This window comes from Hahella sp. KA22 (genome assembly GCF_004135205.1).
GTDB lineage: Bacteria > Pseudomonadota > Gammaproteobacteria > Pseudomonadales > Oleiphilaceae > Hahella.
Genome location: NZ_CP035490.1, coordinates 5,572,311 through 5,596,863, shown reverse-complemented (window position 1 = coordinate 5,596,863; position 24,553 = coordinate 5,572,311). Strand labels below are relative to the sequence as shown.

Below are 24,553 nucleotides of genomic sequence, written 5' to 3'. Positions count from 1 at the left end.
CCTTATTCAGCCTCGCCTTCGCCTTCAGCTTCTTCAGCCTTAGCGCCTTTCGGCTTGTGTACTGCAACAACAGGCAGGTCGTGGTCTGCGCCTTTTACCAGCTCAGCCAGCTCAACACCTTCAGGCAGTTTCAGGTCAGAAAGGTGCAGAATTTGCTCAACCTGTACGGAAGTCATGTCGACTTCGATGAACTCAGGCAGGTTGGCGGGCAAACATACTACTTCAACTTCTGTTTGCTGGTGAGAAATAACTCCGCCGCCTTGACGTACGCCTTCGCACTTGTCTTCGTTGATGAAGTGCAGAGGAACGTTTACGTGCAGTTTCTGACCTTTTTGTACGCGCAGGAAGTCCGCGTGCATGATGATCGGCTTGTATGGGTGGCGTTGCAGATCTTTCAGGATGACGGACTCGCTAGTTCCTTCAACGTCCAGGGTCAGAATGTGAGAGTAGAACGCTTCATTCTGCAGGGCGTGGCTCAGCTGGTTGTGGCTGACGGAAATGGCTACAGGAGCGGTTTCGCCGCCGTAGATGATTCCAGGAACTTTGCCGTCAATGCGACGTAGGCGGCGGCTCGCACCTTTCCCCTGAACGTCACGCTTTTCAGCGTCTAAGCTATATTCATTACTCATGATGATTTCCTCAGTTTTAAACCCGGCAGGCCCGCGACCAGGCCTGAAGGGTGTTGTGGTTACCGGTTGAAATTACCGGTGTCTTAAACAAACAAAGCTTCCATGAAGGAAGCTTTGTCGTTTTATCCCGCTATATATCGGGATAATTATCCGAACATGGCGCTGATCGACTCTTCGTTACAAACGCGACGAATCGATTCGGCCAATAGGCCCGCCAAAGAAAGCTGGCGGATTTTATCACATTTCTGGGCTTTGTCACTCAATGGAATTGTGTCAGTGACCACAAGCTCGTCCAGTACGGAGTTTTCGATGTTTTCGATAGCCGGGCCGGAGAGTACAGGATGAGTGATGTAAGCGATAACTTTGCTGGCGCCGTGCTCTTTTAGTGCGTTAGCGGCTTTGCAAAGGGTTCCTGCTGTGTCCACGATGTCGTCGACCAGGATGCAAACCTTGTCTTGCACTTCGCCGATAATGTGCATGACCTGAGCTTCGTTGGCGCGAGGGCGACGCTTGTCGATGATTGCCAGATCCGCGTCGTCCAGTCGCTTGGCGAATGCGCGGGCGCGCACAACGCCGCCCACATCCGGGGAGACGACAACGAAGTTTTCAAAATTGCGACGCTCGATATCGTCAAGCATGACCGGTGTGGCGTAGGCGTTGTCCACTGGGATGTGGAAGAAGCCCTGAATCTGGTCTGCGTGAAGATCAACGGTCAGTACGCGATTGATGCCGACGCCGGTAAGTATGTCCGCAACGACTTTTGCGCTGATAGGGACACGGGAGGAGCGGGGTCTGCGATCCTGGCGAGCGTAACCGTAATAAGGAATTACTGCGGTGATTCTACCTGCCGAAGCTCTTCTGAGCGCATCAGCCATAACCACCAGCTCCATCAAATTATCATTGGTGGGCGCACAAGTAGGCTGAATGATGAAAACGTCCCGACCGCGCACGTTCTCATTGATCTCCACCGATACTTCGCCATCGCTGAAGCGGCTGACGGAAGCGGCGCCCATAGGGATATGGAGCGTATCAACGACGTTCTTGGCTAGTTCGGGGTTTGCTTGGCCGGTAAAAACCATTAACTTGGACACGGGACGTACCTTCATAATAGCGTCTAGGCAAATAATGAATTTTTAAAGGAGTGGGTTTGGAAGTTGGCTGGGGTGGTAGGATTCGAACCTACGCATGACGGGATCAAAACCCGCTGCCTTACCGCTTGGCTACACCCCAGTGGAGTCGCATTTCTGCTATCAGTTTTAATGATGACGCCATTTTTTGAGTTCTGAATGAACTGGCGACTCATTAATGCTCTTGGCGACAAAGCCGTGATATTTTGTCGGCATTTGGGAGAGAACATATTCCGCTCGCTTTTTTTCGGAGAAGCTTGCAAAGATGCAGGCCCCTGTTCCGGTTAATCTAGCTGGCGAAAATTGATCTAGCCAATTTATCGCCTCGCGAATCTCTGGGTACATCCTGCAAACCACTGTTTCACAGTCGTTTCGGAGGTTTTCGAGATCTCCCTCAAGAGCGGGCGCTATTGTGCTTTTTGGGGTGTCTCTTGTCAACCACTTATCTGAAAAAATTTTAGCGGTGGATATATGGAGGTTTGGGTGGATGACTAGATACCATTTTTCCTGAGTGTCGACGGGATGGAGAATGTCTCCTACACCTTCAGCGAAAGCCGTCGCGCCGAGGACGAATACAGGTACGTCCGCACCGAGTTTGAGTCCCAGTTCGGCCAGGGTCTCGGTATCGAGATCTATATCCCACAATTTATTTAACGCTAACAGCGTCGTCGCTGCGTTGGAGCTGCCTCCGCCGATGCCGCCGCCCATTGGCAGCTTCTTATCTATATAGATGGAGACTCCGCTGATCTGCTTGGCCTTATTTGGGGTTGCGGCCACCACATGCTCCTTTAGTAAGTGGGCGGCTTTGATGATCAGGTTTTCTGCCTCCGGCACACCGGGGAGGTTTGGCTCCAGCGTTATACTTTGATCGTCTCTGGGAGTGAAGCTCAGGCTGTCGCCGTAATCCAGTAATTGAAACAGGGTTTGCAATTCGTGGTAGCCATCGGGGCGTCTGCCAGTGATGTGCAGAAAAAGGTTGAGTTTCGCTGGAGAGCTTAGGGTCAGGGTTTCGTTGCGCATAGGAAGTGTGAAGGTTAAAGCGGGTGATTGCTGGATTGGGGTTGTGGCGCTCAGGGGCGCCACTCTGTTATCGCCAGTTTGACGCGGGCGTCTTCGCTGGTAAGGGTGATTTTTTCCGGTAGCGACAGGTCGCCGACCTGTGTAAAGCGGCCATATTCAATCAGCCAGCCGTTCTGTTCAATGCTGACCAGCTCGCCATCGACACTGAATGTAAGCTGGTTAGACGTTTTCGCGTCAGGAACGCCGCGCACCCAATAAGGCAGTGACTCAATAGGAATCGACCATCCCAGAGCGTGCTCCAGCAGTTGCTGTGGGCGTTCGGAGAATAGTGGGTCGTTATCGGGCTGTGAAAGGCGAATGCCTTTGGGAGAGCCCTCTATCTGTGTTGCGCCTAACCCTAATAAAGAAGAGGAAACATGAATGGCGAAGCGGTCGCCCTGTTGGCTCCACTCGTTGATGAGGGCGCTATCCAGCCGGTCTCCTCTGCGTACGCTCAGTTTGCCTTGTAGTCGCCAGTGGTCGAACGTCAGCAAAGCGCTTTTGCGTTGTGACCAGTCGCCGGGCGCATTCAGAGTTGTTTCTTTAGGGGGCGTCAGTTGACAACCGCTTAAAGCGATCAGCGTTGTGAGCAATGTGGCGAAAAGGCGTCCGCCAGAAAATGTTTTTGACATCTATCGCGTCCGTTTATATGGATGGCTTGTCTGAATTGACTGCCGGGCGGGGATTGATGCTCCCGCCCGCATGAGTTATGAGGGAATTAAAGGTCTACGTTCAGACGCTTCAGGGTTTCATTAAGAAGCCGATGATCGGGTTTTGTATTCAGCGCTTCACGCCAAATATTTTTTGCATCGTCCTGTTTGCCAAGGGACCAGAGTACTTCACCTAAATGGGAGGCGACCTCCGGGTCTGGAAACTTGGAGTAGGCTTCCTGAAGGAAACCGACAGCTTCGCCAGACTTGCCTAAGCGGAACAGGACCCAGCCCATGCTATCAAGTATGGCGGGATTGCCTGGGTCCAACTCCAGTGCTTTGTTGATCAGATTGTACGCTTCTTGGGTGCGGTCAGTGCGATCCGCAAGTGTGTAGCCCAATGCATTCAGTGCGACGGCGTTGTCTGGATCAAGCGCAATGATGTGGCGCAGGTCGTCCTCCATGCCTTCCAGTAATCCCATGCGGTCTTTTAGCATGGCTCTGGCGTATAGCAATTGCAGGTCTTCAGGATATTCCTCTACCGCTTGGTCTGAAAGCTTCAGCGCGGCGTCGAGGTCATCCAGCTCCAGCATAAGGTTTATTTGTAATTCCCATAGCTGGCTGGCCTGGGAGGGTAAATTTTCCCGGGCCTCGGTGAACGCCGCTTCCGCTTCGCTTTGGCGGCCTGAGCGGATCAAGAGATAGGCGGAGCGCGCAAGGGCGTTGAAATAATGGCCGCCACGGGTCACATTCTGGTAATGCTGGATAGCGTCTTCGACTCTGTCTTCCTGGTCGGCGATGCGCGCCAAATAAAAATGAGCCTCATTGAGATGCTGCCCTTGCTTGACAAGATCTTCTAAATGCTTGCGGGCTTCCTGTGTATGTTGATTTTCAAGGGAGACCAGCGCATAAGAGAGCTTGAGGTGCGGCGTATTCGGGAAGCGGTTCATCAGCTCCTTATATATAGACTGTGCGGCGTCGAAATTGTGCGCTTCAATCTGGGTGCGGGCATATAGCGCGCCAACTTGCACTTCATCAGGATGCTTGGCGTACTGCTTTTTCAAATAGGCGAGAGAGACATCAACGCCTTTGACGCTTTTAAGCAGGCGGGCGCGTAAGGCGATCACCGCTGGGTTATCTGGTGAGGTTTTTAGCAACGGGTCTGTGCTGGCGAGAGCTGCTTCCTCCATGCCATTGATTTCCTGCAGCACGGCGTAGCCGTACATGAGTTCACCGTTCTCCGGGTGACGCTCCAGGATTTTTTTGTACAGGTTGAGCAGCTCTTTCTTTTCCTCATCGGTCAGGTTTTTGGCGTGGACAGCGAGGCGGTCGAACGTTGTCGGTCCTTCGAGCTCCAGTACCTGCTCCATATGGGACAGCGCTTCTGGATACTGCTTTTGCTTAATGAGCTGGAAGGCGGCCAATTGGTGAGCATCTACGTTCTCTGGCTCCACTTCGGTCCACAGCAGCGTCATTTCGGTCATGGCCGCGTCGTCTTTTATATACTGCGCGGCGTTGAGCGCCCGGCGTATAACGCCGATGTCGCGAGTTTCGCGGGCGACTTTCAAATAGTTCTGCAACAACATGTCAACTTGGCCGCGCTGCCCCGCGACTTCGGCGGTAAGCAAGTCCAACAGTGTGGAGCGGCTGAATTGTTGCGGATAGGGGGACTGTTCATCCGGGGCGGGAGCAAGCTCGGAGTCATCGTAGGCTTGGAGCACCGGGATGGGGCGTTGTGTGACGGGGTCCGTCACCTCTTGTGTTTTTTGCAGGCCGGTGAACTGACTGCAACCGGGAAAAACAACACAAACCACCGCGCTGAGCAGCGCTCGATGCAAATATTTCATTGATACTATCTTATTACCGGTCTTATGACGTTTTATCGAGAGGTTCGCTCACAAGCTAGCATATACCTCCTACTTAGCATAGCTCTATTCATTAAAGCTTGTTAACCGCTCGAAGCCTTTATTGATGAGAGGTAAATCCTTCTCTTTGCAGTTTATTTTGCAATGGTTTTCAACGGGGCTGAGGAAGGGCGGCAGAAGCGGAAAATTCAGGATTGGCCGCCTATAATTTGTTTTAGATTAAAACTTCGTCGCCGTGATTTCGGTATATTTTTTAAGATAAGTCATTGTGCGCAGCGGTCAGCGCGTTAAAATGGTCGCCGGCTTGGGAGATGTCCTGGTTGTTATGGCGCTTTTTGTTATAAGTATTAATCATAAAACCGCCCCGGTTGCGATCCGGGAGAAGGTGGCGTTCGGCCCGGAAAAGATGGCCGATGCATTGGCGCACCTGCGCTGCCGCCCAGATATCGACGAAGTCACGATCCTTTCTACGTGCAATCGCACGGAGTTGTACTGCTCCACGCCGGGAGAGCCGGATGAAATAAGCCTGATAGAGTGGCTTGGGCAGTACCATCAAGTCAGCCTCACCGAACTGAAAGCCTGCTGCAATATATATAATGATGAAGATGCTGCGCAGCACATGATGCGCGTCGCAAGCGGCATTGATTCTATGGTGTTGGGCGAGCCTCAGATTCTTGGGCAAATGAAAGAAGCGCATGCTTCCGGTAGAGCCGCTGGTTCGTTGGGCGGCCCTTTGGATCGCCTGTTCCAGCATGCTTTCGCTGTAGCGAAGCGGGTGCGGACTGAAACAGCCATTGGCGAAAACCCAGTCTCCGTTGCTTATGCCGCAGTGAGCATGGCGTCGCACATTTTCTCTAACATGGCGCAGAATACCGCTCTGTTGATTGGCGCTGGCGAGACAATCGAGCTGGTGGCGCGTCATTTGTATCGTGCGGGGGTGCGTTCGCTGATTGTCGCCAATCGTACGCTCTCCCGGGCCAGAGACCTGGCCGCCGAATTTCACGGCAGCGCCATAGGGCTCTCCGACATCCCGGAATATCTGCACCGTGCGGATATCGTCATCGCTTCCACCGCCAGCCCGCTGCCTATTCTTGGCAAGGGAGCAGTGGAGAAGGCGCTCAAGCGGCGCAAGCATAAACCCATGTTTATGGTGGATATCGCGGTTCCCAGAGATATCGAAGAAGAAGTCAGCGAACTCGCCGATGTATATCTCTATACCGTGGACGATCTGCGTCAAGTCATCGAAGATAACATGAAGTCGCGAGAAGGCGCCGCTGAAGAAGCTGAGCGTTTGATTGCGGCAGGCGCTGCGGATTTCATGTATCATCTGCGCGCTCTTGATTCGGTGTCGGTTTTGCGGCGCTTTCGCGACCAGGCGGAAGGCGTCCGCGACGCAGAGCTGCAGAAAGCCATCAGACTGCTTAACCGGGGGGACGACCCCGAATCCGTCCTGCGCATGCTGGCTCATGGACTCACCAATAAGCTGATACACCATCCTACCGTTCAGGTTCGTCGCGCTTCCGCGGAAGGGCGTCAGGAAGTGACTGGCTGGTTGCGGGATCTGTTTCAGCTTCCGGATGAAAAAGTTAAGAACGATTAGCGTCCGTTGAGGCCGGAATCCGGCCAACCTCTATCCCCGTTTCGGTCGACTGCGTAATTTCACTATGGTTATTGGTTTATGAAAGAATCGATTAAGTTAAAGCTCGATCTTTTGAAAGATCGTTATGAGGAAGTAGGGGCGTTGCTCTCTGACCCGGACATCATCAGCGTCCAGGAAAAGTTTAAAGAATTGTCGAAAGAGTACGCGGAACTGGAGCCGGTGGTGCAGTGCTATCAGGAATACCAGAACGCGTTAAACGCCATTGAAGAGTCCAAGTTGTTGCTTAACGACAGCGATGCGGACATGCGGGAAATGGCGAAAGAAGAACTGGCTGCGGCGGAAGAGTCCAGCGACCAGTTAGAGAAAGATCTGCAGATTCTGTTGTTGCCCCGCGATCCGCGTGATGGCTCCAACGTGTTTCTTGAAATTCGCGCAGGGACCGGCGGTGATGAGGCGGCTATTTTCGCCGGCGACTTGTTCCGCATGTACTCCCGCTACGCTGAACTGAAAAAGTGGAAAGTGGAGATTGTCAGCGAAAGTCCTGGCGAACATGGCGGCTATAAAGAAGTGATCAGTCGCGTTGCCGGCGATAATGTCTTCAGTTTGCTGAAATTCGAATCTGGCGCTCATCGCGTGCAGCGGGTGCCCGAAACGGAATCGCAAGGCCGCATTCACACCTCCGCCTGTACGGTGGCGATTCTTCCAGAAGTTGAGGAAGTAGGGGATGTCGACATTAATCCCGCAGATTTGCGCGTAGATACTTATCGCGCCTCCGGGGCGGGTGGTCAGCACGTTAACAAAACCGACTCCGCTATTCGTATCACCCACTTGCCGTCAGGCATTGTCGTGGAATGTCAGGACGAACGTTCGCAGCACAAAAACCGCGCTAAAGCCATGTCATTGCTGAAAGCCAAGCTGCTTTCCTCTGCGCAGGAAAAGCAAGCGAAGGAACAAGCCCAGACGCGTAAATCGCTGGTGGGCAGCGGCGACCGCTCCGAACGTATCCGCACTTACAATTATCCACAAGGGCGTATCACAGATCACCGCATCAACCTGACTTTGTACAAGCTGGAGGAAGTGGTGCAGGGCGATCTTGATCCGGTAATCCAGCCTTTGCTTCAGGAATATCAGGCGGAAATGCTGGCCAGCATCAGCGAGTAAGTGATAAACCGGGACCGGACTTATGCGCATAGACGAAGCCCTGGCCTGGGCGAAAAGCCGGCTTGAGACGGAAAGTCCCAAGCTGGACGCCGAAGTGCTGCTTGCTCATGTATTGGGGAAAGGCCGGACGTATCTGATCAGCCATAACGACAGCCTGCTGGATGATTCTGCTTTGCAGGCGTATCAGCGGCTTATCGTCGAGCGTGAAACAGGCCGACCGGTGGCGCACTTGATCGGCAAGCGGGAATTTTGGTCGCTGGAGTTTCAAGTCAGTCCCGCCACGTTGATTCCTCGACCGGAAACCGAATTGCTGGTTGAGCTGGTCCTTGAGGAGGCGCTGCCTGCCAGGGCCAAGTTGTTGGATTTGGGAACAGGGACCGGCGCCATTGCCTGCGCGCTGGCCCATGAGCATCCTGACTGGCGCTTGACCGCAGTGGATTTCAGTCAGGAGGCGGTTGAATTGGCGACGACCAATGTTCAGTCGCTTGGGCTGGCGAACGTACAATGCCTGCGTTCCGACTGGTACGAGGCAATAGCGGACGAGCAGTTCCATGCCATTGTCAGTAACCCTCCCTATATTGATGCCTTGGATGTCCATCTGAAGCAGGGCGATGTGCGCTTTGAACCTGCGTCCGCACTGGTGGCTGCAGATCATGGTTTGGCGGATATACGCGTGATCGCCGCTGGCGGCGAGCGATACTTGCTGGCGGGTGGTTTGCTGGCGGTGGAGCATGGTTACGATCAGGGCGCTGCGGTGCGCGAAATTTTTTCCGATGCCGGTTACGTTGGCGTGCGGACTCATCAAGACTTGGCGGGACATGATCGAATCACCCTGGGGCGCTTGCCTGTATAGCGCTGGCGCGCCGAGGTATGGAGGATGCTATGCGGGATGAAATGAACGATACGCTGCTAATGCGTTATAACCGGCAAATCATGATGCCGGATTTCGATATCGCGGGTCAGGAAGCGTTACGAAACAGCTCCGCGCTGGTTATCGGGTTAGGCGGCCTTGGGTGTCCCGCCGCCATGTATTTAGGCGCAGCTGGTTGCGGACGGATGGTGCTTGCGGATTTCGATGCAGTGGATCTCTCCAATCTACAGCGCCAGATCGCTCATAGAGAGCAGGACGTTGGCGTCAATAAGGCTGAGTCCGTGCGGCGCGCGCTTGCTGATATCAACCCGGATGTCAGCGTGGAAACCATTACTCTGCCTTTGCAGGATGAGTCATTGTCCGCCGCGATTGCGGATGTGGATGTTGTACTGGATTGTACAGACAACTTCGCTACCCGGTCAGCGGTTAATGAGGCTTGCGTGCGTCACGGCAAGCCTCTGGTGTCAGGAGCGGCGATTCGTTCAGAAGGGCAACTGGCGGTGTTTGATCCACGCAGAGACGACGCACCTTGTTATCACTGTCTTTACGGCATGTTGTCTGAGCAGCAACTGACCTGTTCCGAGGCTGGCGTCATTGCGCCTCTGGTGGGCGTTATAGGCAGTCTGCAGGCGTTGGAGGCGGTGAAAATCCTGAGTGGATTTGGCGATACCTGCGCCGGCAGACTGTTGTTGCTTGACGGAAAAACCATGCAATGGCGCGAATTCAAGGTGCGCAAAGATCCGTCATGCGCTGTGTGCGGGTGAGGCCGAGTCTTTAAGTTCCCGAAACGCCTGCAGCGCCCGCTCGCGGCTTGCTTTCAAATCCACAATCGGAGCAGGATAACCCAACCGGCTCCTGGCGTCCGTCGGGGGCTGGTGGATGTGTTTGGTCGATAGCTCGCTCAGCTCGGGCACATAGTGACGAATAAAGTCTCCGTTTGGATCGAACCTTTCACTTTGCGCTACCGGATTGAACATACGGAAGTAGGGCGCAGCGTCCACGCCGGTGGAGGCGCTCCATTGCCAGCCGCCGTTGTTAGCGGCGAGGTGCCCGTCTATCAATTTGCGCATAAAGTAGCGCTCCCCCAGGCGCCAATCCAGCAACAGGTTTTTGCTTAGAAACATGGCGCAGATCATGCGCAGCCGATTGTGCATCCAGCCCGTTTGATTCAACTGCCGCATGGCGGCGTCGACGATGGGTATTCCCGTTTTCCCTTCGCACCATGCCAGAAAGTCTTTTTCAGAATGTCGCCATTGCAGGTTTTCCGTTTCCTCTTTAAAGGCTTTCGTCATGCTGATGCGGGGAAAGTCATACAGAATATGAATGTAGAAATCCCTCCAGATCAATTCATTTATCCAGGTGTCCACGCCTTCGCCTGCATTTTGCGATGCGTGGCGATGTTGCTGCGCGGCGTGAAAGCATTGCCGACCGGAGAGCACGCCCAGAGCGAGGTAGGGTGACAGCTGGCTGACGCCGTCAATGGCGGGAAAGTCTCGTCGCTCATGATAACGGTCAACCTTTTGTTCAAGAAACTCGTCCAGCTTCTGCAGGGCTGCGTCTTCCCCGGCGGCGTAAGCGTCTGAGGAAACTTTGTCAAAGCCTGTGACGGATTCAGGTATGTCATCTCTGTTTGAGTGCGTTGGCAATGGCTGTTTCTCTGGCGCTGGCCAAAGTTCAATATGCTCCGGGCATTGTGAAAACCAGGCGCGTTTATAGGGGGTAAAAACGGCGTAGGGCGTTCCCTGTCCGGTGCGTATGGAGCCAGCGGGAAGAATGCTTTGGTCGCGGAATTTGAGGGCTTCCAATCCTTCCTCATTCAGTGTCGCCTTGACGGCTTTGTCTCTGCGCCTCTCATTAACGCCGAATTCCTCATTAAAGGTTAACGCGCCGCATTGATGCTGTCGCATAAACGAAAGAAGTTTGGCCGGCGCTTCGTCAAAGCGAGAAGCGTCTAGAATAAACAGTGGAATATTCAAACCGGACAGCTCAACCTGCAGCGCTTTGAGATTGCGTAGCATGAAGTCCAGTTTGATATCCGCCATGTCATGGCTGCGCCACTGCTCTGGGCTCATCAGGAAGCAGGCGATCAGCTCAGAGTTTTGCTCTCTGGCGCGTTGGGCGGCGGCGTATAATGCCGGGTTGTCGCGGGTGCGCAGGTCATTGCGGAACCAGTGCAGGGTTCGCGGCATGTGATCTCCTTCAGGGATTATTTGTTTGCGATTTGTGTATCTCGGGTTATTTTATTTACGCATAAAGTTTATGAATGGACGCCTCGAAAGAAAATTATCGGGCGCGGAATAATTGTGGAGTGGCTGTGAAGCATGTTGAGTGGATGTGAGAATGACTGAAGGCGCATTGAACAAGCAGGAAGAGGCTATGAAAAGCGATTCTGCAGGCCGGCGAGAGCACTTGGTGGTCGGCTGGCGGGAGTGGGTGGCGTTGCCGGAGTTGGGCATCTCAAGAATCAAGGCGAAGGTGGATACCGGAGCGAGAACGTCCGCGTTGCATGCGTTTGAATTGGAGTCTTATGAATCGCCGACGGGAACCCGTGTGCGCTTCGCTATTCACCCGGTTCAGGGGGATAGTGAGAAAGTGATTGAGTGCGACGCTGCGGTGATCGATCAGCGAATGGTGTCGGATTCCGGCGGCCATCGGGAAATGCGTTTTGTGATCAGCACTCTGCTTCAGGTGGGCGGCCACGCCTGGCCCGTGGAGATGACGCTTACCAATCGCGACAGCATGCGCTTTCGTATGCTGCTGGGACGCACCGCAATGGCGGGCCGGATACAAGTGAATCCGGCCGCCTCCTATCTGATGGGCAAAATCAAGAAATCATAAATTGGCTTCCGCAAACTCCGCCAGAGCGGATCTGGGCACGCCGCGCAGATGAACATGCGCGCCGTGCTTAAAGCCGCGGAAGCGTTCGGTCATATAGGTTAAACCTGAGCTGGGCGCATTTAAGTAAGGGGTGTCGATCTGCGCCAGATTGCCAAGGCAGACCACCTTACTGCCGTTACCGGCTCGGGTGATGATGGTTTTCACTTGATGCGGCGTGAGGTTCTGGCACTCGTCGATAACGATCAGACTGTGCTGGAAACTGCGCCCGCGGATGTAGTTCAGCGATTTGAACTGTATCGGCACTTTTTGCAGGATGTACTCCACACTGGCGGACATATTTTCATCATCGTGGTGCAACGCCTCCAGGTTGTCGGTAATGGCGCCCAGCCAGGGCTCCATTTTTTCCGCCTCGGTGCCGGGCAGAAAGCCGATGTCTTCGTCGAGCCCCTGAGTGCTGCGGGTGACGATAATACGCTTGTAACGTTTGCTCGCCACTGTCATTTCGATTGCTGCGGCCAGAGCCAGAATGGTCTTGCCTGAGCCGGCTGCGCCGGTCAGATTCACCAAATGAATATCCGGGTCCAGCAACAGTTGCAGCGCTACCGCCTGATAGATATCGCGGGGCGTTAATCCCCAGGCTTCTTGCTGCAGTAGTTTATCGCGAGACAGGTCGCGCACCACCATGTGATCGTCGCGGAAATCGGAAACGCGTCCCACGAACCCTTGCTCGTCAATGATGAAATCATTGCGATTCAGGTCCTTCAACTCCGGCAGGCGCGGAATAACGTGCTCGGTGAGTCCGTCTTTCTGTAGCGTCTCTACTTTGTTGATGTTATCCCAGAAGCTATGGTTAAACTCCTGGTAGCCTTTGGGCAGCAGATCAATATCGTCGATCAGCTGGTCGGTGTGATAGTCCTCCGCCTCTACGCCGCAGGCTCTCGCCTTCAGGCGCATGTTGATATCTTTACTCACCAGAATGGTGGGGCGGGATTTGTGCTTGCTCTGGAGAGTCACCAGGGCGTTGATAATCTTGTTGTCGTTAAGCGTTTCCGGCAGCTGCACCTGGTGAGTGCCTTCCAGGTCCATCAGGATGGAAATGGTTCCCAGAGGTTCGCCTTTGGCTACACGTACGATAGGGACGCCTTTCTCTATTTCTTTGGGCGTGGCGTTTCCCAGTGATTTATCTATCAGGCGAATCGCCTGACGGCAATCGGCGGCAATGGATGATTTGCCAGTCTTCAGACGGTCTAACTCCTCCAGCACAGTAATGGGAATAACGACTTGGTGTTCTTCGAAGTTGAGAATGGCGTTTGGATCGTGGATAAGGACGTTGGTGTCAAGCACATAGGTCTTCAATTGCGAACGGGATCGCGCCATGCTTTATTTCCTTTGCCGGTTGATGAGCAGCAACGTGTCTGGGAGTGGTTGGCGCAGGCCGCGCCTGATGGTCGAATGCGAGGATGTGTGAGGAATGTGTAGGTTTGAATCAACAACCCACTCCCTGCCATTGATGTCTGGTTATTGTTCGACGTTAAAGGACCTGGTTTCTCTGCGGTAACCGAGCAGTCATTTAACGTCCCTCACTTGCATAATAACCTACGCATGTAATTTTGGAAGCACTGGAATAATAAAAAACGGATTAGGCTGGTTGCAGGACTCCGCGCCATAGCAAGGTCATGGATTCTCTCAATGCAGGTTCAAATGCTGGAACCAGTGCGTCCAGATTGCGTTGCGTTAGCACTTCTTTCACCTGGGCGGGAACGCTCTGCATCTGCCACAAGCCCAACAGCAATGCATTAGTGTGAAGCAGCAGATTGAGACATTGGGTTTCGGTAAGCTGGGGTAAATGACGCCGTAAGCCGACGGCCAGTATCTGGATGCGCCCCATCAGTTCTGCTTTAAAATCGGCGACACGTTCTGCTTCCACATTACGTTCGAGAATGGAGCTGGTCATAGAGGCCAGCGGCATGAAATGAGGATGCTCCTGAACAAACCGGGTCGTTTGATTGATTAGTCCGCCGATGAGGTCTTCGTTAGATTTTTCTCTGTCATCAGCGACTTCCGTCAGTTCTTGCAGTAGCTGCTGGTATAGCGCGCCAAGCAGGTCGAGAAAGATTTCTTCTTTGGTTTTGAAGTAAAGGTACACGGTTCCTTTGGCCAGTCCAGCCTGCTGGGCGATGCTGATTACTGACGGCAGCTGTGTGGGTTGCAGTAAGTAAAGCGCGCGAGCGGCTTCGAGTATGCTGAGTCGGCGCGCGGCCTTTTCTTGCTCATCAATAGCGCGGCTGCGCCGGGTTGGGTGTTTCACTGAGACGTTTACCTGCTTAGTACTACATCGTTAAACGATAGACGTCGTTATTCTAGCATTTAAGCTCTCTTCAAGTGTTGTGAACTAGGCATGGCTATGGGGGAAGAGTAGAATGTTTCGCGCAACGATAATAATTCCGCCGACCTGAAGAGGATTTTGGACGATGACTCTGGTCGCAAGCGACATCATGACGCCCCACATTAAATCAGTACCCGCCAGCTGGACGATGCAAAAGTTCGGCGCGTTCCTGGCTCAGAATGGCATTTCTGGCAGTCCTGTGGTGAATGACCGAAATGAAGTGGTCGGCATCGCCACTTTGTCCGATATCGCGGACTTTCATCTCAACCATGTCGACACCAATTACGACGCGCAAATGACGCCGGAGGAGCAAAAAGAAGCTCGCCGTCTGCGTCAGTTCATTTTTGAGGAAATGGTGAAAGTGCCGGTGGAGGTGGGCGACATCATGTCTCCCATCCTGCTGTATGTCACCGAAAACACGCCCTTATCGGAAGTCGCGGAGCTGATGATGAAAGAGCATCTGCACCGGATTTTCGTCATGCGCGATAAAAAGGTGGTGGGAATCATCACCACCTACGACATGCTGAAAGTGTTGAAAGAAAGTTTGAACTAATTTAGTTATTGCTCGGCTCTGGTTTCCACCGCGACAACGTTCCCTGCGTCATCGTAGCGCACGCGGGCGTTGCGATAGGGATCGCTGTTGGCCAGCTTCTCTAGAGCGCGCATGGACTTGTAGGGGATATCGACGATCAGCGAGTTCACCAGCCAACTGGGGATAGCGCCAGCGGGCTCGGTGTGCTGCAGCCATGTCATGCGAGTCTGAGATTCCCCCTGTGGTTGAAACAGATAGTGCGTCTCTTGTTGGTGCACGCGCACATACTTATCTTTTTCCGGCACTTTACCGTCTACGGCGTACATATCCATGGTCACTGCCTCAGTGGCGGGATCGCGCTGAGTGCTGATTTCCAGCACATAGTCCCTATCACGCACTGGCCAGGGCAAATCATTCACGGAATAGGCGTAGCGCTTGGTGAAGTTGTCGCGTTCCACTTCCTCTGAGGCAATGCAGCCATGCACCCATTTCATGCAGGAAGTAGGGTCAGCCATCACTGCGAGAATCGAACTCAATGGTGTATTCAGCACTGTTTCCGCTTTGAACGCTTTGAAGTCGGACCCGGAGAAATCCATGGTGAAGATTTTTACCCCGTCTTTATCGAACTCAAGCCGCCATTGCTCAGAGTCCATTGGGATTTCCGCTTGAGTGGAAGAAGCGGAGGTGAACAATAAAAAGATGCTGAATAGAAAGCTGGCGAAGATATGTTCCGGGGAGGTGTGTGTCAGGTGTGAGCGCCGCATTGTTATAGTTGTTTCTCCATAAAAAGCCTGGGCAGCGGTAGCCGCTGTGGGGCTGTTATGTTAGCACTTGCGACAGCGTCAAAATGATAAGAAACGCCCATTTACAGGTGGCGGCTAAATCGGGATCAGGATACCGGGGGGCAGTGTGGGATCGGGATATGGAAACGGTATATAAAGGAAAGAAGCGTATCAACGAGAGTTAAGAAGTAAGCCTGCGCGTGAGTGAAGCGCAGGCTGAGAACTCATTCGGGGAGGGTGATGTTCAGCTCCAGCACGGCGCAGTCATCGTTGCGGTCAATCTGCACCTGAATATCTTCCCGATTGATTTTGACGTACTTACCGATCACTTCCAGGATTTCCTGTTGCAGTTGCGGCAGGTAATCCGGTTGATTGCGCTGGGATCGTTCGTGGGCAACGATGATCTGCAGACGCTCTTTCGCTACGGAAGCGGTCGCCTGTTTGTTGCTGCGGAAATAATCCCAGAAGCTCATGCCTTACCTCCAAACACGCGTTGGAAGAAGCCTTTTTTCTGTACGTCCAGGAAACGGTGCTCGCGATCTTCACCCAAAAGACGGGCGACAGCGTCTGCATAGGCTTGGCCCGCGTCGCTCTGTTGGTCGTGAATAACTGGAACGCCCTGGTTGGAGGCGGTCAGTACGGACTTTGATTCTGGAATAACGCCCAGCAACGGCACCGCCAGAATTTCCTCTACGTCCTGCACGCTCAGCATTTCGCCGTTCTGTACGCGCTCTGGATTATAGCGAGTCAGCAACAGGTGCTCTTTCACCGGATCGAGACCCATTTCCGCACGACGGGATTTGCTGTGCAGGATGCCCAGAATGCGGTCGGAATCGCGGACGGATGAAACTTCCGGATTGGTGACGACAACGGCTTCATCGGCGTAATACAGCGCCATCATAGCGCCGTGCTCAATGCCTGCTGGAGAGTCACAGATAATGTATTCAAAGGTTTCGGACAGCTCGTTCAGCACCCGCTCCACCCCTTCTTTCGAGAGGGCTTCTTTATCGCGGGTCTGCGACGCTGGCAGAATGCTCATGTTCTCTGTGTATTTATCTTTGATAAGCGCCTGATTAAGGCTGGCTTCATTGTTGATCACGTTGACGAAGTCGTAAACAACACGGCGCTCGCAGTTGAGAATCAGATCGAGGTTGCGCAGGCCTACATCAAAATCAATGACTACCGTTTTATGGCCCAGCTTCGACAAACCTGAAGCAATCGACGCGCTGGTGGTTGTTTTGCCTACACCGCCTTTACCTGAGGTAATTACGATAATTTTGCTCAATTTGGTAACCCTTTCCACTCAATCTCTGTAAGTTGAAAATTATAAAGCTCTTTCCCAAAGCAACCCGTCGATCCTGTTTTGCAGCCGCTACATGGCCTTTATTGTCAGCTTTTCCCCATCCAGGCATATTTGCGCCGCTTGTTTCCAATGCTCGCCCTGTAAGTCTTCACTGATTTTATACTGCCCCGCTACTGATACAAGCTCAGCTTCCAGGCTTTGGCAGAATATACGGGCGCTGGCGTCCCCTTGCACTCCAGCCAGCGCGCGTCCACGTAATGGAGCGTAGACGTGAATATTGCCGTCGGCCAGAATTTCCGCCCCGGCGCTGACCGGCGCCAACACGATGAGATCGCCGCCGGGGGCGTACACCTGTTGCCCTGAGCGGACGGGCGTGGTGATGATGCGATTGGCTACACGCTGAGGCGGCGCTTCATCTCGCCCGGTCTCAGCGGCGGCGCTGGGCGCTGGCTCTTGCACAGGCGCTTCCGCCTCTGCGTTTCGGGTTCCTCGGGACGGTTGAAATACCGCCAGCCCGGCAGTCTGTGCGGCGGATGTCTGTTCCGGCGCATCTGTTCTCACCCCGATCAGGCGAATGCCTTCTTGTTCGCAAAGCGTTTGAATCAAGGAGAAATCGAGAGGAGAGTGGGCTTCAGCCAGTTTTTCGAGTCCAACGACGATAGGCAGGTTATGAAACAGGTTGGGAGCTTGCTTCACCTTTTCCCGTAATTCTTCGGAAAACTTATCCGGTTCGAAATACAACAGCTCCAGGGTGGTTAGGGGAACCATGCTACCCTTGAACTGCAAGCAAGGTGACGAAAATAGGTCGGCAGTCGCCTGCGGCATAATAAAAGTTAATCCCTATCGTTTTTTTGTCGTTGCCGGGATTGTACTTTAATCGTTCGCTCAGGGTCCATGGTATAAACGTGTGCGGAAGGCGATTCCAGCGGGTTCCCGTAGGAGAGAGGGTTAATTATTTGTCATATGCCCTCTAGGCTTGTTTTTGTACAGCCTGTTCTCTAGCTCTATAGGCCTAGACGGACAAGGCCGTGGCCCCAATGGAAAAGCCGATGGCGGCGCCGACCAGCACGTCGCTGGGGTAATGCAGACCAAGCACTACTCGAGATAATGCGACACAAAGTGTAAAAGGCAGCACGCACAGCGCCAGAACGGGACTGATTTCCGCCGTCAGCAGGGTGAAGCAAACCGCGTGGAGAGTGTGACCGCTTGGGAAACTGTATTTATCCAGCACTTTGGCGTCGCAAGTGATGTCGTTATGGGTGATGAAGGGACGTTCACGCACCAGCCATAGCTTGAGTAGCTTATAGATCGCGGTGCAGATGAGGGCGGTGACAATCATGAAGCGCCCGGTTTCCCAGCCTTCAATCATGCATACGACGCCGATCAGGGCGTACCAGAACACTCCGTCGCCGAGGCGACTTACTGTGCGGAAAAACGGCGCAAGACGACGGCGTCTGGCCCAGGCGATGGCGGTGCGGCAGATGCTTTGCTCAAGCTCGTCAGCTCGGCGAAACAGCTCTGAGGCTCTTGGCTGATTCATGTTGTTGCTCCCCTTTAGCTTCTCCGGACAAAAGAATGTGTGCGAAACGATCGACAATCTGACTCCAGTCCAACGGTAATGCGCGACCGCGCGCCGCGGCGCGAAGGCGCTTGAGATGGCTCGGACGCAGCGCCAACGTTAGGGCGTGACGGCAGAACGCGTCGCAGTCCTGTTGTGGCGCCAACATGCCGCTGACTTCGTGCTCCAGGTGTTCACGGGCGGCGGCGTCGTCGAAACTGACGATTCCCAGGCCGCTGGCCATCGCCTCCAGGACGACATTGCCGAAGGTGTCGGTGAGGCTGGGAAACAGAAAAATGTCTGCGCTGGCGTAGTGGCGCGCCAGATCGTCGCCGCGTTTAACGCCCGCCAGAATGATGTCCGGATGCTTGGCGGCGATGCGTTCCCGCAAGGGGCCGCCGCCCACCATCACCATGCGCGCCTTGCTGACCTGTTGCTGGGCGCGTCGAAAAGCGGCGATCGCGAGATGAATATTTTTCTCGCTGGCGAGGCGTCCCACATAAATGAATACAGGGCTTTCTTCGCGCACTCCCCATTCCTCACGTAGTTGCTGGCAGCGAAGCGAGGGATTGAACTGGCTGCAATCCACGCCGCGGCTCCAGACCCGGGTGTTGCGCACTCCCATCTCGGAAACGGCCTCGGCGGTTTGTCGGGTCGGCGTCAGCGTCAGCAAGGTGCGGTGATGGAACCAAGTCAGGTAGCGGGTGATGAGTTTGGTTAGCCAGCCGAATCCGTAAAAGGCGCTGTAGCTGTGAAAATTGGTGTGAAAGCCGCTGATCACTGGTACGCCCAACGCGGTAGCCGCGCTCACCGCACTCCAGCCCAAAGGTCCCTGAGTCGCTACATAAACGGCGCTTGGCGTGTCTTGGCGCCAGGCTTTCAGTAAGCGACGGCGGCAGGGCAGGCCGAACTTAAGGTCGCCGTATCCGGGAATCGGACGGCCGCGCACGAGAATATGCTCCATGGCGTCAATCAGCTCGCGTTTCTCTCCGGGAGGCTGATTGGGGCGTACCACCTGCACCCGGTATTGGCGGGATAATCCTTCGCTGACGTAGCGCAGCGTATTGGCGACGCCATTGATTTCGGGAAAGAACGTTTCGGTCACAATGGCTATTTTGGGGCGCGGACGTTCCCGTTCCGCTTCAGCGGCTCGTCCCTGAATGTCCTGCAAGCTGTGCTTTAAAATCATGCATCTCACAAATATGGCTTGGCTAGGACTACCTTCCTCCCGCAAAGTTACAGAAAAACTAATCGGAGATTGCAGATTTGTGACGATTGCCATTTTTGCAGGCGACCGTTATGGTTTGCGGACAACCGCCATATTTTGCAGGCTGCGGGCCTGTTCGCCGCTAATGTGATTACTCAGAAGGGGATGCCATGCAATACCGTCAGTTAGGAAAAACGGACCTGAACGTCAGCGCTATTTGTCTGGGCACGATGACCTGGGGGCAACAGAACACCGAAGCGGAAGCGCACGAACAGCTGGATTACGCTGTAGATCAGGGTATTAACTTCATTGATACGGCGGAAATGTACCCGGTGCCGCCTCAGGCTGATACGCAGGGGCGCACGGAGACCTATCTTGGTTCCTGGCTGAAAAAACGCAGTGACCGCAACAAATTGATTATCGCCACCAAGGTCACGGGTCCCGCCGCGTCATTCAGTTATCTGCGCGGCGGGCCGCGCCTGACCGCCGCCCATATCAGCGAAGCCATAGACGCCAGCCTTAAACGTTTACAAACCGACTATGTGGACCTGTATCAGGTGCATTGGCCGGACCGCAACACAAACTTCTTTGGCAAGTTGGGTTACGAGCACAAAGAAGAAGAGGACGCCACCCCCATTCTTGAAACCCTTGAAGCGCTGGCGGAGCTGGTGAAAAGCGGCAAGGTCCGGCACATCGGGCTGTCAAACGAGACGCCCTGGGGTGCGATGAAGTATCTCAGCTATGCTGAATCACTTGGATTGCCCAGAGCGGTGAGCATTCAAAACCCCTACAATTTATTGAATCGCACCTTTGAAGTCGGACTGGCGGAAGTGGCGCACCGCGAGAGCGTCGGGTTGTTGGCGTACTCACCACTGGCCTTTGGTATTCTCAGTGGTAAATATCTGGGCGGCCAGCGTCCCGCCAATGCGCGTATTACGTTATTCAGCCGTTTCAGCCGCTACTTGGGGGCGCAAGCTGAGTTGGCGACGCAAACTTACGTGGAAGTGGCGGAAAAACATGGGTTGGACCCGGCGCAGATGGCGCTGGCGTTCGTGACCTCTCGACCCTTCGTCACCAGCAATATTATCGGCGCCACCAGCATGGACCAGCTGCGTTCTAATATCGACAGCGCTAACCTGACGCTCAGTAACGAGGTGTTGCAGGATCTGGAGGAAACGCATCAGCGTTATACTTTCCCATGCCCTTAACAGGCATGCCGCGCTCATTCAGGTTGGCGTAACCGCCTGAATGAGCGGATGACAATACAATATTAATATGGCAATGATATTGGCATGTTAATAACTAGGCGCATGGATGCGCCTGCGCGGCGGCTAGCCGCGGGAGACAGGGCCTGACCTGTGCAGGCCCTGTCGTTGCAGACAAATAGAAGGAAGCTATTTGACTGCCTGATTAATAACAACAGCACAGAGCACTTAAATATGGCCGCGGATGTAAAGGAAGCCCCAGCCTGGTCGGAAAAATTAATGTGGGGCGCTCTCAACGCCCTTGAGCGCTATCTGTTTTCCGAGAATTTCTTCATCGCGAATCTGAGTCCGTATGAGGAGATCTACCGCGACGGCATTATGTCGGTACGTCACTATCTCCCGTTGGAAGAGGACGAAATTCAGGTCGGCGATGAAACTATCCCCGTCGAAAGAATGAAACAACACACGCCGTTGGTGCTGGTTCCGCCTCTGGCGGCGACGTCGATGATTTTCGATATTTTGCCGCAACGCAGCATTGTCCGTTACTTTCTGGCCAAAGGCTTTGACGTTTATCTGATCGATTGGGGTGAAGTGACCGAAGACCATTCTCACCTGTCTCTGGAAACCTATGTGATGCAGTGGATGCCCGACGCATTGCGGCAAATCCGCCTGCATAGCGGCCGCGAAGACGTCTCTTTTTTCTCCTACTGTATGGGCGGGCTGCTGACTCTTATGTACGCAGCGGCGAGCCAGGACCCGAATATTCGCAATCTGGTGACAGTGGCGAGCCCGGTGGACATGCATCAGAGCGGTATGGCGGGAAGGGTGCTGTCATTGGTCTATCGGCCCGCCAACATTATTTCCCGGGTATTAAATTTCTCTCTGATGGATTTACCCGCGCGTTTTCTGCATATCCCTGGATGGGTGAATTCTCTGGCGTTCAAGCTTACCAACCCAATGGGCAGTCTGATCAGCTCATTGGAGCTACTGGTGAATCTGTGGGACCGGGAGTTCGTCAAGAATCACACCACCATGAGCCAGTGGTTCAACGATATGGTGGACTACCCAGGGCAGACCATTAAAGAGATGCTGGTGAAAATGGGCCTGCAGAACCAGATGGCGCGAGGGCGTATGAAAATGGGGGCGACGTCTGCGGAGTTCTCCGCTATCAAATGTTCGATTCTGGCGTTTGCTGGCGACGCGGATAAATTGGTCAGCATCAAAGCCGCTCATAAGGTGCTGGACATTGTTTCAACAGAAGACAAGGAGTTCTGTGTCGCTCCCGGCGGCCATGCCGGCGTGTTCGCCGGGGGGAAAGCGCCACAAAACGTATGGGCGATAAGCGCCGACTGGCTGGCGCAAAGGTCCGGCGAAAAAACGTCACAGGCGTAAAAAACGTGACAAAGACTACTTTTTGTCATAATTATGGCTAAAATCAGACGAAAGTATGGCTTTTGATAACTTAGTCACGCCGCGGGTAATTTTTATACAGTAGTATTAGAACCATAGAAACGAACCCGTAAGTTGTAAGTAGTTTTCCGGAGACCAGCGCCATGATGTTAAGACTATTCGCCCTCCTTCTGGTTCTGAATGTTGCAGGTCAGGTCTCCCGCGTAGATGCTGCAGAGCCCGCTCAGGCCGTATGGCCAGCGGATCAAAACTACACTGCTCAAGGCGCAGTCAGTGAAGGTGGAGCCGGCGATTGCGTACGCCGGGCGCTGGTGATGCTGGCGAACCAGTTTCTGAAAGGCGCTGTAGAAGTCGAACCCCAAGGTCATCGCCCTCAAACTTTCGGTCAAGTCCTTTCCCATCCTCAATATAATTTTGACGCCATTGAAGAAGGCGTAAGCGTTTCTGTTTCCTGGAACTTCTGAGTAATCTCTGGCGAGTGGGCGCTCCTGGCTTTGTCAGGGCGCGAATCCGGCGCTAAATCCCTCCGTTAATCCCTGTCATAGCAAACCTCCAAGCAAATTTTACTTCCTCCCTTATCTATTTTTTGACCTTTTACAATTTTTTCCTTCGCCAGCGCCCTGATTGTCCTGCGTAAAATGGCGAATTACACAGCATGGTATAGACTTATTTATTAAGTACGTGCGGAAAACTTTCCCAACATATATCAGGCCGTTATCCGAAATAGCTTGGAATAACCCTGAAACTTCTTTCCGCACGCTCAAATTTCTGTCATGTGATCCGGTTTGAGGCTGTGTGATGAATTTATCAAGTATCAGTGTCCGTTTGCCGTTGCTGTTTCTAAGTCTGGCGACGCTTATGTTGATCGGTTTCGGATACTTCGATTACTCGACGACGAAAAGCGAAGTACAGGCAAGACTTGAACGAAGTGCGAACAACATACTCGGACGGTTGTCGCTGAGCCTGCCGGCTCCGATATGGAACTACGAAACGGAATTCCTGAACCGCAACATCGAATCGGAAATGCAGGACGCCATTGTGGCCGGCATCGTCGTTAGTAACGAAGAAAACAGGTTGGCCGCCCAATATAAGGAAAGTGGCGAAGGCGAAATCCAGAAAGTTGAAGAAGGCGCGGATCTGCCTGACTTGAGTCAGGATATGGTGCTGACCCGTGACCTGATTTACGTGGAAAGCGGCGCAGAGAACAAAGTCGGCAAAGTAGAACTTTATATTGATCAGACACCGGTTAAAGTCGCTTTAGACCGGGTCTTTATGAAAACCGTGGTGCAGATAATCGTGCTCGACGCTATTTTGGCGGCGGTCATGATTTTACTGCTGAAAACCACGGTGCTGACGCCTTTGAGCAACGTCACTCACGCCATCAGTGATATCGCGCAGGGCGACGGAGATTTGACGCAACGTCTGAAGTTCAAGCGTAAAGACGAATTTGCAGCTTTGGGCGAGCAGTTCAACATATTTATAGAAAAGCTTCAGGGTATTATCGGGCAGGTGGTGGAGACATCGGATCAACTGCTGCACAGCTTTACCGAGTCCAGCGACAAGGTGGAAGAAATCTCCAGAGAGATGAGTAATCAGCAGCAGCAAATAGATATGGTGGCCACCGCCAGTACGGAAATGTCATCCGCGATCGATGGCGTCGCCAAGAGCGCGGCGCAGGCTTCAGAGGCTACGCAGAAGGCGGACGAAACGGCGCAGCAGGGCGAAAAAGTCGTACAGCAGGCCATCACGGTTATTCAAAGCCTTGCCAAAGAAGTGGATCATGCGACGGATGTGACCGAGAAGCTGGCGGTAGAGGGCCAGAATATCGGTACGGTTCTGGACGTTATCAAAAGCGTTTCCGAGCAGACTAACTTGCTGGCCCTTAACGCGGCGATCGAGGCGGCGCGGGCTGGCGAACAGGGGCGGGGCTTCGCCGTAGTGGCGGACGAAGTGCGCACGCTGGCGCAACGCACCCATGAGTCTACCGACGAAATTCAGCAGATCATCGCGCGCTTGCAGCACTCCACCGAGGAGGTCAAAGCCGGCATGGGGCTGGTGAAAGACCAGGCGCAACATGGCGTCACCCAGGTTCAGGAGGCGGGCAAGTCAATTGAGATCATCGCCGGGGCGGTGGACAAGATTACTGAGATGAGCACCTTCATCGCGGAGGCTGCTCATGAGCAGAGCCTGGTAGTCTCGGAAATCAACGAAAACGTGGTCAATATCGCCAAAGTGGCGGAAGACTCCGTTGTCCGGGCGGGCGAAACCGTCGAAGCGAACAAGAAGTCCTCTGCGGACGCCAAACGTCTACGCGACCTGGTGCGCCAATTCAAGATTTAACCTTCATAACCGCGCATGGATGCGACATGG

24 protein-coding genes and 1 tRNA gene are annotated in these 24,553 nt (G+C 53.7%); 10 read left to right on the top strand and 15 right to left on the bottom strand.

Translation table 11 applies throughout. The annotated features are described in order from the left end of the window. Positions 1 to 2: 2 nt before the first annotated feature. The 6 genes from EUZ85_RS24670 to EUZ85_RS24645 all read right to left on the bottom strand — a co-directional run bounded on the left by EUZ85_RS24670 (position 3) and on the right by EUZ85_RS24645 (position 5,312). Positions 3 to 629 (bottom strand): 50S ribosomal protein L25/general stress protein Ctc, encoded by a 627-nt coding sequence (locus EUZ85_RS24670; protein ID WP_127972811.1) that lies wholly within the window; start codon positions 627 to 629, stop codon positions 3 to 5. Between the two features lie 146 nt (positions 630 to 775). Beyond that, positions 776 to 1,720, bottom strand: coding sequence for a ribose-phosphate diphosphokinase (locus EUZ85_RS24665; protein ID WP_127972810.1), 945 nt, complete (start codon positions 1,718 to 1,720; stop codon positions 776 to 778). Positions 1,721 to 1,784: 64 nt separating this feature from the next. Then, positions 1,785 to 1,859 (bottom strand) — tRNA-Gln (locus EUZ85_RS24660). A 26-nt stretch (positions 1,860 to 1,885) separates the two neighbouring features. Next, a complete protein-coding gene (gene ispE, locus EUZ85_RS24655; protein WP_127974565.1) occupies positions 1,886 to 2,776 on the bottom strand; it encodes a 4-(cytidine 5'-diphospho)-2-C-methyl-D-erythritol kinase in 891 nt (296 codons plus the stop codon). 50 nt (positions 2,777 to 2,826) lie between these two features. Beyond that, positions 2,827 to 3,447, bottom strand: a complete 621-nt coding sequence (lolB, locus tag EUZ85_RS24650; protein ID WP_127972809.1) for a lipoprotein insertase outer membrane protein LolB — start codon at positions 3,445 to 3,447, stop codon at positions 2,827 to 2,829. Between the two features lie 86 nt (positions 3,448 to 3,533). Further along, positions 3,534 to 5,312 carry a tetratricopeptide repeat protein gene (locus tag EUZ85_RS24645; RefSeq protein WP_127972808.1) on the bottom strand — a complete coding sequence of 593 codons (1,779 nt, stop codon included), beginning with the start codon at positions 5,310 to 5,312 and terminating at the stop codon, positions 3,534 to 3,536. Between the two features lie 343 nt (positions 5,313 to 5,655). Between EUZ85_RS24645 and hemA the strand changes: the two genes are divergently transcribed. From hemA to EUZ85_RS24625, 4 genes are all read left to right on the top strand, one after another. Further along, positions 5,656 to 6,930 (top strand): glutamyl-tRNA reductase, encoded by a 1,275-nt coding sequence (gene hemA / locus EUZ85_RS24640; RefSeq protein ID WP_127972807.1) that lies wholly within the window; start codon positions 5,656 to 5,658, stop codon positions 6,928 to 6,930. A gap of 78 nt (positions 6,931 to 7,008) precedes the next feature. Further along, positions 7,009 to 8,091, top strand: a complete 1,083-nt coding sequence (prfA, locus tag EUZ85_RS24635; protein ID WP_127972806.1) for a peptide chain release factor 1 — start codon at positions 7,009 to 7,011, stop codon at positions 8,089 to 8,091. Positions 8,092 to 8,113: 22 nt separating this feature from the next. Continuing rightward, entirely contained in the window at positions 8,114 to 8,944 is an 831-nt protein-coding gene (gene prmC, locus EUZ85_RS24630) for a peptide chain release factor N(5)-glutamine methyltransferase (RefSeq protein ID WP_127972805.1), read from the top strand. Positions 8,945 to 8,973: 29 nt separating this feature from the next. Next, a complete protein-coding gene (locus EUZ85_RS24625; protein ID WP_127972804.1) occupies positions 8,974 to 9,726 on the top strand; it encodes a molybdopterin-synthase adenylyltransferase MoeB in 753 nt (250 codons plus the stop codon). Here the strand turns inward: EUZ85_RS24625 and phrB are convergent. Continuing rightward, a complete protein-coding gene (gene phrB, locus EUZ85_RS24620; protein WP_127972803.1) occupies positions 9,706 to 11,151 on the bottom strand; it encodes a deoxyribodipyrimidine photo-lyase in 1,446 nt (481 codons plus the stop codon). The genes EUZ85_RS24625 and phrB overlap by 21 nt on opposite strands. Before the next feature lie 187 nt (positions 11,152 to 11,338). On the opposite strand from phrB, the gene EUZ85_RS24615 reads away from it, so the two are divergent. Then, a complete protein-coding gene (locus EUZ85_RS24615; protein ID WP_127972802.1) occupies positions 11,339 to 11,800 on the top strand; it encodes a RimK/LysX family protein in 462 nt (153 codons plus the stop codon). Here the strand turns inward: EUZ85_RS24615 and EUZ85_RS24610 are convergent. Together EUZ85_RS24610 and EUZ85_RS24605 are read right to left on the bottom strand one after the other, a co-directional pair. After that, a complete protein-coding gene (locus EUZ85_RS24610; protein ID WP_127972801.1) occupies positions 11,795 to 13,177 on the bottom strand; it encodes a PhoH family protein in 1,383 nt (460 codons plus the stop codon). The genes EUZ85_RS24615 and EUZ85_RS24610 overlap by 6 nt on opposite strands. 262 nt (positions 13,178 to 13,439) lie before the next feature. Beyond that, positions 13,440 to 14,108 carry a TetR family transcriptional regulator gene (locus EUZ85_RS24605; protein ID WP_127972800.1) on the bottom strand — a complete coding sequence of 223 codons (669 nt, stop codon included), beginning with the start codon at positions 14,106 to 14,108 and terminating at the stop codon, positions 13,440 to 13,442. A 163-nt stretch (positions 14,109 to 14,271) separates the two neighbouring features. Here EUZ85_RS24605 and EUZ85_RS24600 point away from each other — a divergent pair, with 163 nt between their 5' ends. Beyond that, entirely contained in the window at positions 14,272 to 14,739 is a 468-nt protein-coding gene (locus tag EUZ85_RS24600; RefSeq protein ID WP_127972799.1) for an HPP family protein, read from the top strand. Between the two features lie 5 nt (positions 14,740 to 14,744). On the opposite strand, the gene EUZ85_RS24595 is transcribed toward EUZ85_RS24600, so the two are convergent. The 6 genes from EUZ85_RS24595 to EUZ85_RS24570 form a co-directional block, all read right to left on the bottom strand. Continuing rightward, a complete protein-coding gene (locus tag EUZ85_RS24595) occupies positions 14,745 to 15,482 on the bottom strand; it encodes an START domain-containing protein (RefSeq protein ID WP_241566852.1) in 738 nt (245 codons plus the stop codon). Positions 15,483 to 15,724: 242 nt separating this feature from the next. After that, on the bottom strand, positions 15,725 to 15,973 hold the full coding sequence (minE, locus tag EUZ85_RS24590) for a cell division topological specificity factor MinE (RefSeq protein ID WP_011395660.1): 249 nt from the start codon (positions 15,971 to 15,973) through the stop codon (positions 15,725 to 15,727). Further along, positions 15,970 to 16,785: a septum site-determining protein MinD gene (gene minD, locus EUZ85_RS24585; RefSeq protein WP_127972798.1), complete on the bottom strand. Its 816-nt coding sequence runs from the start codon at positions 16,783 to 16,785 to the stop codon at positions 15,970 to 15,972. The genes minE and minD overlap by 4 nt, the downstream gene beginning before the upstream one ends. Before the next feature lie 87 nt (positions 16,786 to 16,872). Beyond that, a complete protein-coding gene (gene minC, locus EUZ85_RS24580; RefSeq protein ID WP_127972797.1) occupies positions 16,873 to 17,628 on the bottom strand; it encodes a septum site-determining protein MinC in 756 nt (251 codons plus the stop codon). Positions 17,629 to 17,815: 187 nt separating this feature from the next. After that, the gene (locus tag EUZ85_RS24575; RefSeq protein ID WP_127972796.1) at positions 17,816 to 18,343 is read right to left on the bottom strand and encodes a phosphatase PAP2 family protein; all 528 of its coding nucleotides are present in this window, start codon (positions 18,341 to 18,343) and stop codon (positions 17,816 to 17,818) included. Further along, complete coding sequence (locus EUZ85_RS24570) at positions 18,303 to 19,550, bottom strand: glycosyltransferase family 1 protein (RefSeq protein WP_127972795.1); 1,248 nt, start codon at positions 19,548 to 19,550, stop codon at positions 18,303 to 18,305. The genes EUZ85_RS24575 and EUZ85_RS24570 overlap by 41 nt, the downstream gene beginning before the upstream one ends. Before the next feature lie 188 nt (positions 19,551 to 19,738). Between EUZ85_RS24570 and EUZ85_RS24565 the strand changes: the two genes are divergently transcribed. The 4 genes from EUZ85_RS24565 (at position 19,739) to EUZ85_RS24550 (ending at position 24,523) form a co-directional block, all read left to right on the top strand. After that, positions 19,739 to 20,776: an NADP(H)-dependent aldo-keto reductase gene (locus EUZ85_RS24565; RefSeq protein ID WP_127972794.1), complete on the top strand. Its 1,038-nt coding sequence runs from the start codon at positions 19,739 to 19,741 to the stop codon at positions 20,774 to 20,776. A 231-nt stretch (positions 20,777 to 21,007) separates the two neighbouring features. Continuing rightward, on the top strand, positions 21,008 to 22,165 hold the full coding sequence (locus EUZ85_RS24560; protein ID WP_127972793.1) for an alpha/beta fold hydrolase: 1,158 nt from the start codon (positions 21,008 to 21,010) through the stop codon (positions 22,163 to 22,165). 161 nt (positions 22,166 to 22,326) lie between these two features. Next, a complete protein-coding gene (locus EUZ85_RS24555; RefSeq protein WP_127972792.1) occupies positions 22,327 to 22,647 on the top strand; it encodes a hypothetical protein in 321 nt (106 codons plus the stop codon). Between the two features lie 334 nt (positions 22,648 to 22,981). Further along, positions 22,982 to 24,523, top strand: coding sequence for a methyl-accepting chemotaxis protein (locus EUZ85_RS24550; RefSeq protein ID WP_127972791.1), 1,542 nt, complete (start codon positions 22,982 to 22,984; stop codon positions 24,521 to 24,523). The last annotated feature ends 30 nt before the right edge of the window (positions 24,524 to 24,553 follow it).

Bases quoted from the DNA above. Each gene is read 5' to 3' on its own strand.
- EUZ85_RS24670 (WP_127972811.1), bottom strand. From the start codon at position 629: ATGAGTAATGAATATAGCTTAGACGCTGAAAAGCGTGACGTTCAGGGG.
- ispE (WP_127974565.1), bottom strand. From the start codon at position 2,776: ATGCGCAACGAAACCCTGACCCTAAGCTCTCCAGCGAAACTCAACCTT.
- lolB (WP_127972809.1), bottom strand. From the start codon at position 3,447: ATGTCAAAAACATTTTCTGGCGGACGCCTTTTCGCCACATTGCTCACA.
- EUZ85_RS24645 (WP_127972808.1), bottom strand. From the start codon at position 5,312: ATGAAATATTTGCATCGAGCGCTGCTCAGCGCGGTGGTTTGTGTTGTT.
- hemA (WP_127972807.1), top strand. From the start codon at position 5,656: ATGGCGCTTTTTGTTATAAGTATTAATCATAAAACCGCCCCGGTTGCG.
- prfA (WP_127972806.1), top strand. From the start codon at position 7,009: ATGAAAGAATCGATTAAGTTAAAGCTCGATCTTTTGAAAGATCGTTAT.
- prmC (WP_127972805.1), top strand. From the start codon at position 8,114: ATGCGCATAGACGAAGCCCTGGCCTGGGCGAAAAGCCGGCTTGAGACG.
- EUZ85_RS24625 (WP_127972804.1), top strand. From the start codon at position 8,974: ATGCGGGATGAAATGAACGATACGCTGCTAATGCGTTATAACCGGCAA.
- phrB (WP_127972803.1), bottom strand. From the start codon at position 11,151: ATGCCGCGAACCCTGCACTGGTTCCGCAATGACCTGCGCACCCGCGAC.
- EUZ85_RS24615 (WP_127972802.1), top strand. From the start codon at position 11,339: ATGAAAAGCGATTCTGCAGGCCGGCGAGAGCACTTGGTGGTCGGCTGG.
- EUZ85_RS24610 (WP_127972801.1), bottom strand. From the start codon at position 13,177: ATGGCGCGATCCCGTTCGCAATTGAAGACCTATGTGCTTGACACCAAC.
- EUZ85_RS24600 (WP_127972799.1), top strand. From the start codon at position 14,272: ATGACTCTGGTCGCAAGCGACATCATGACGCCCCACATTAAATCAGTA.
- EUZ85_RS24595 (WP_241566852.1), bottom strand. From the start codon at position 15,482: ATGCGGCGCTCACACCTGACACACACCTCCCCGGAACATATCTTCGCC.
- minE (WP_011395660.1), bottom strand. From the start codon at position 15,973: ATGAGCTTCTGGGATTATTTCCGCAGCAACAAACAGGCGACCGCTTCC.
- minC (WP_127972797.1), bottom strand. From the start codon at position 17,628: ATGCCGCAGGCGACTGCCGACCTATTTTCGTCACCTTGCTTGCAGTTC.
- EUZ85_RS24575 (WP_127972796.1), bottom strand. From the start codon at position 18,343: ATGAATCAGCCAAGAGCCTCAGAGCTGTTTCGCCGAGCTGACGAGCTT.
- EUZ85_RS24570 (WP_127972795.1), bottom strand. From the start codon at position 19,550: ATGATTTTAAAGCACAGCTTGCAGGACATTCAGGGACGAGCCGCTGAA.
- EUZ85_RS24565 (WP_127972794.1), top strand. From the start codon at position 19,739: ATGCAATACCGTCAGTTAGGAAAAACGGACCTGAACGTCAGCGCTATT.
- EUZ85_RS24560 (WP_127972793.1), top strand. From the start codon at position 21,008: ATGGCCGCGGATGTAAAGGAAGCCCCAGCCTGGTCGGAAAAATTAATG.
- EUZ85_RS24555 (WP_127972792.1), top strand. From the start codon at position 22,327: ATGATGTTAAGACTATTCGCCCTCCTTCTGGTTCTGAATGTTGCAGGT.
- EUZ85_RS24550 (WP_127972791.1), top strand. From the start codon at position 22,982: ATGAATTTATCAAGTATCAGTGTCCGTTTGCCGTTGCTGTTTCTAAGT.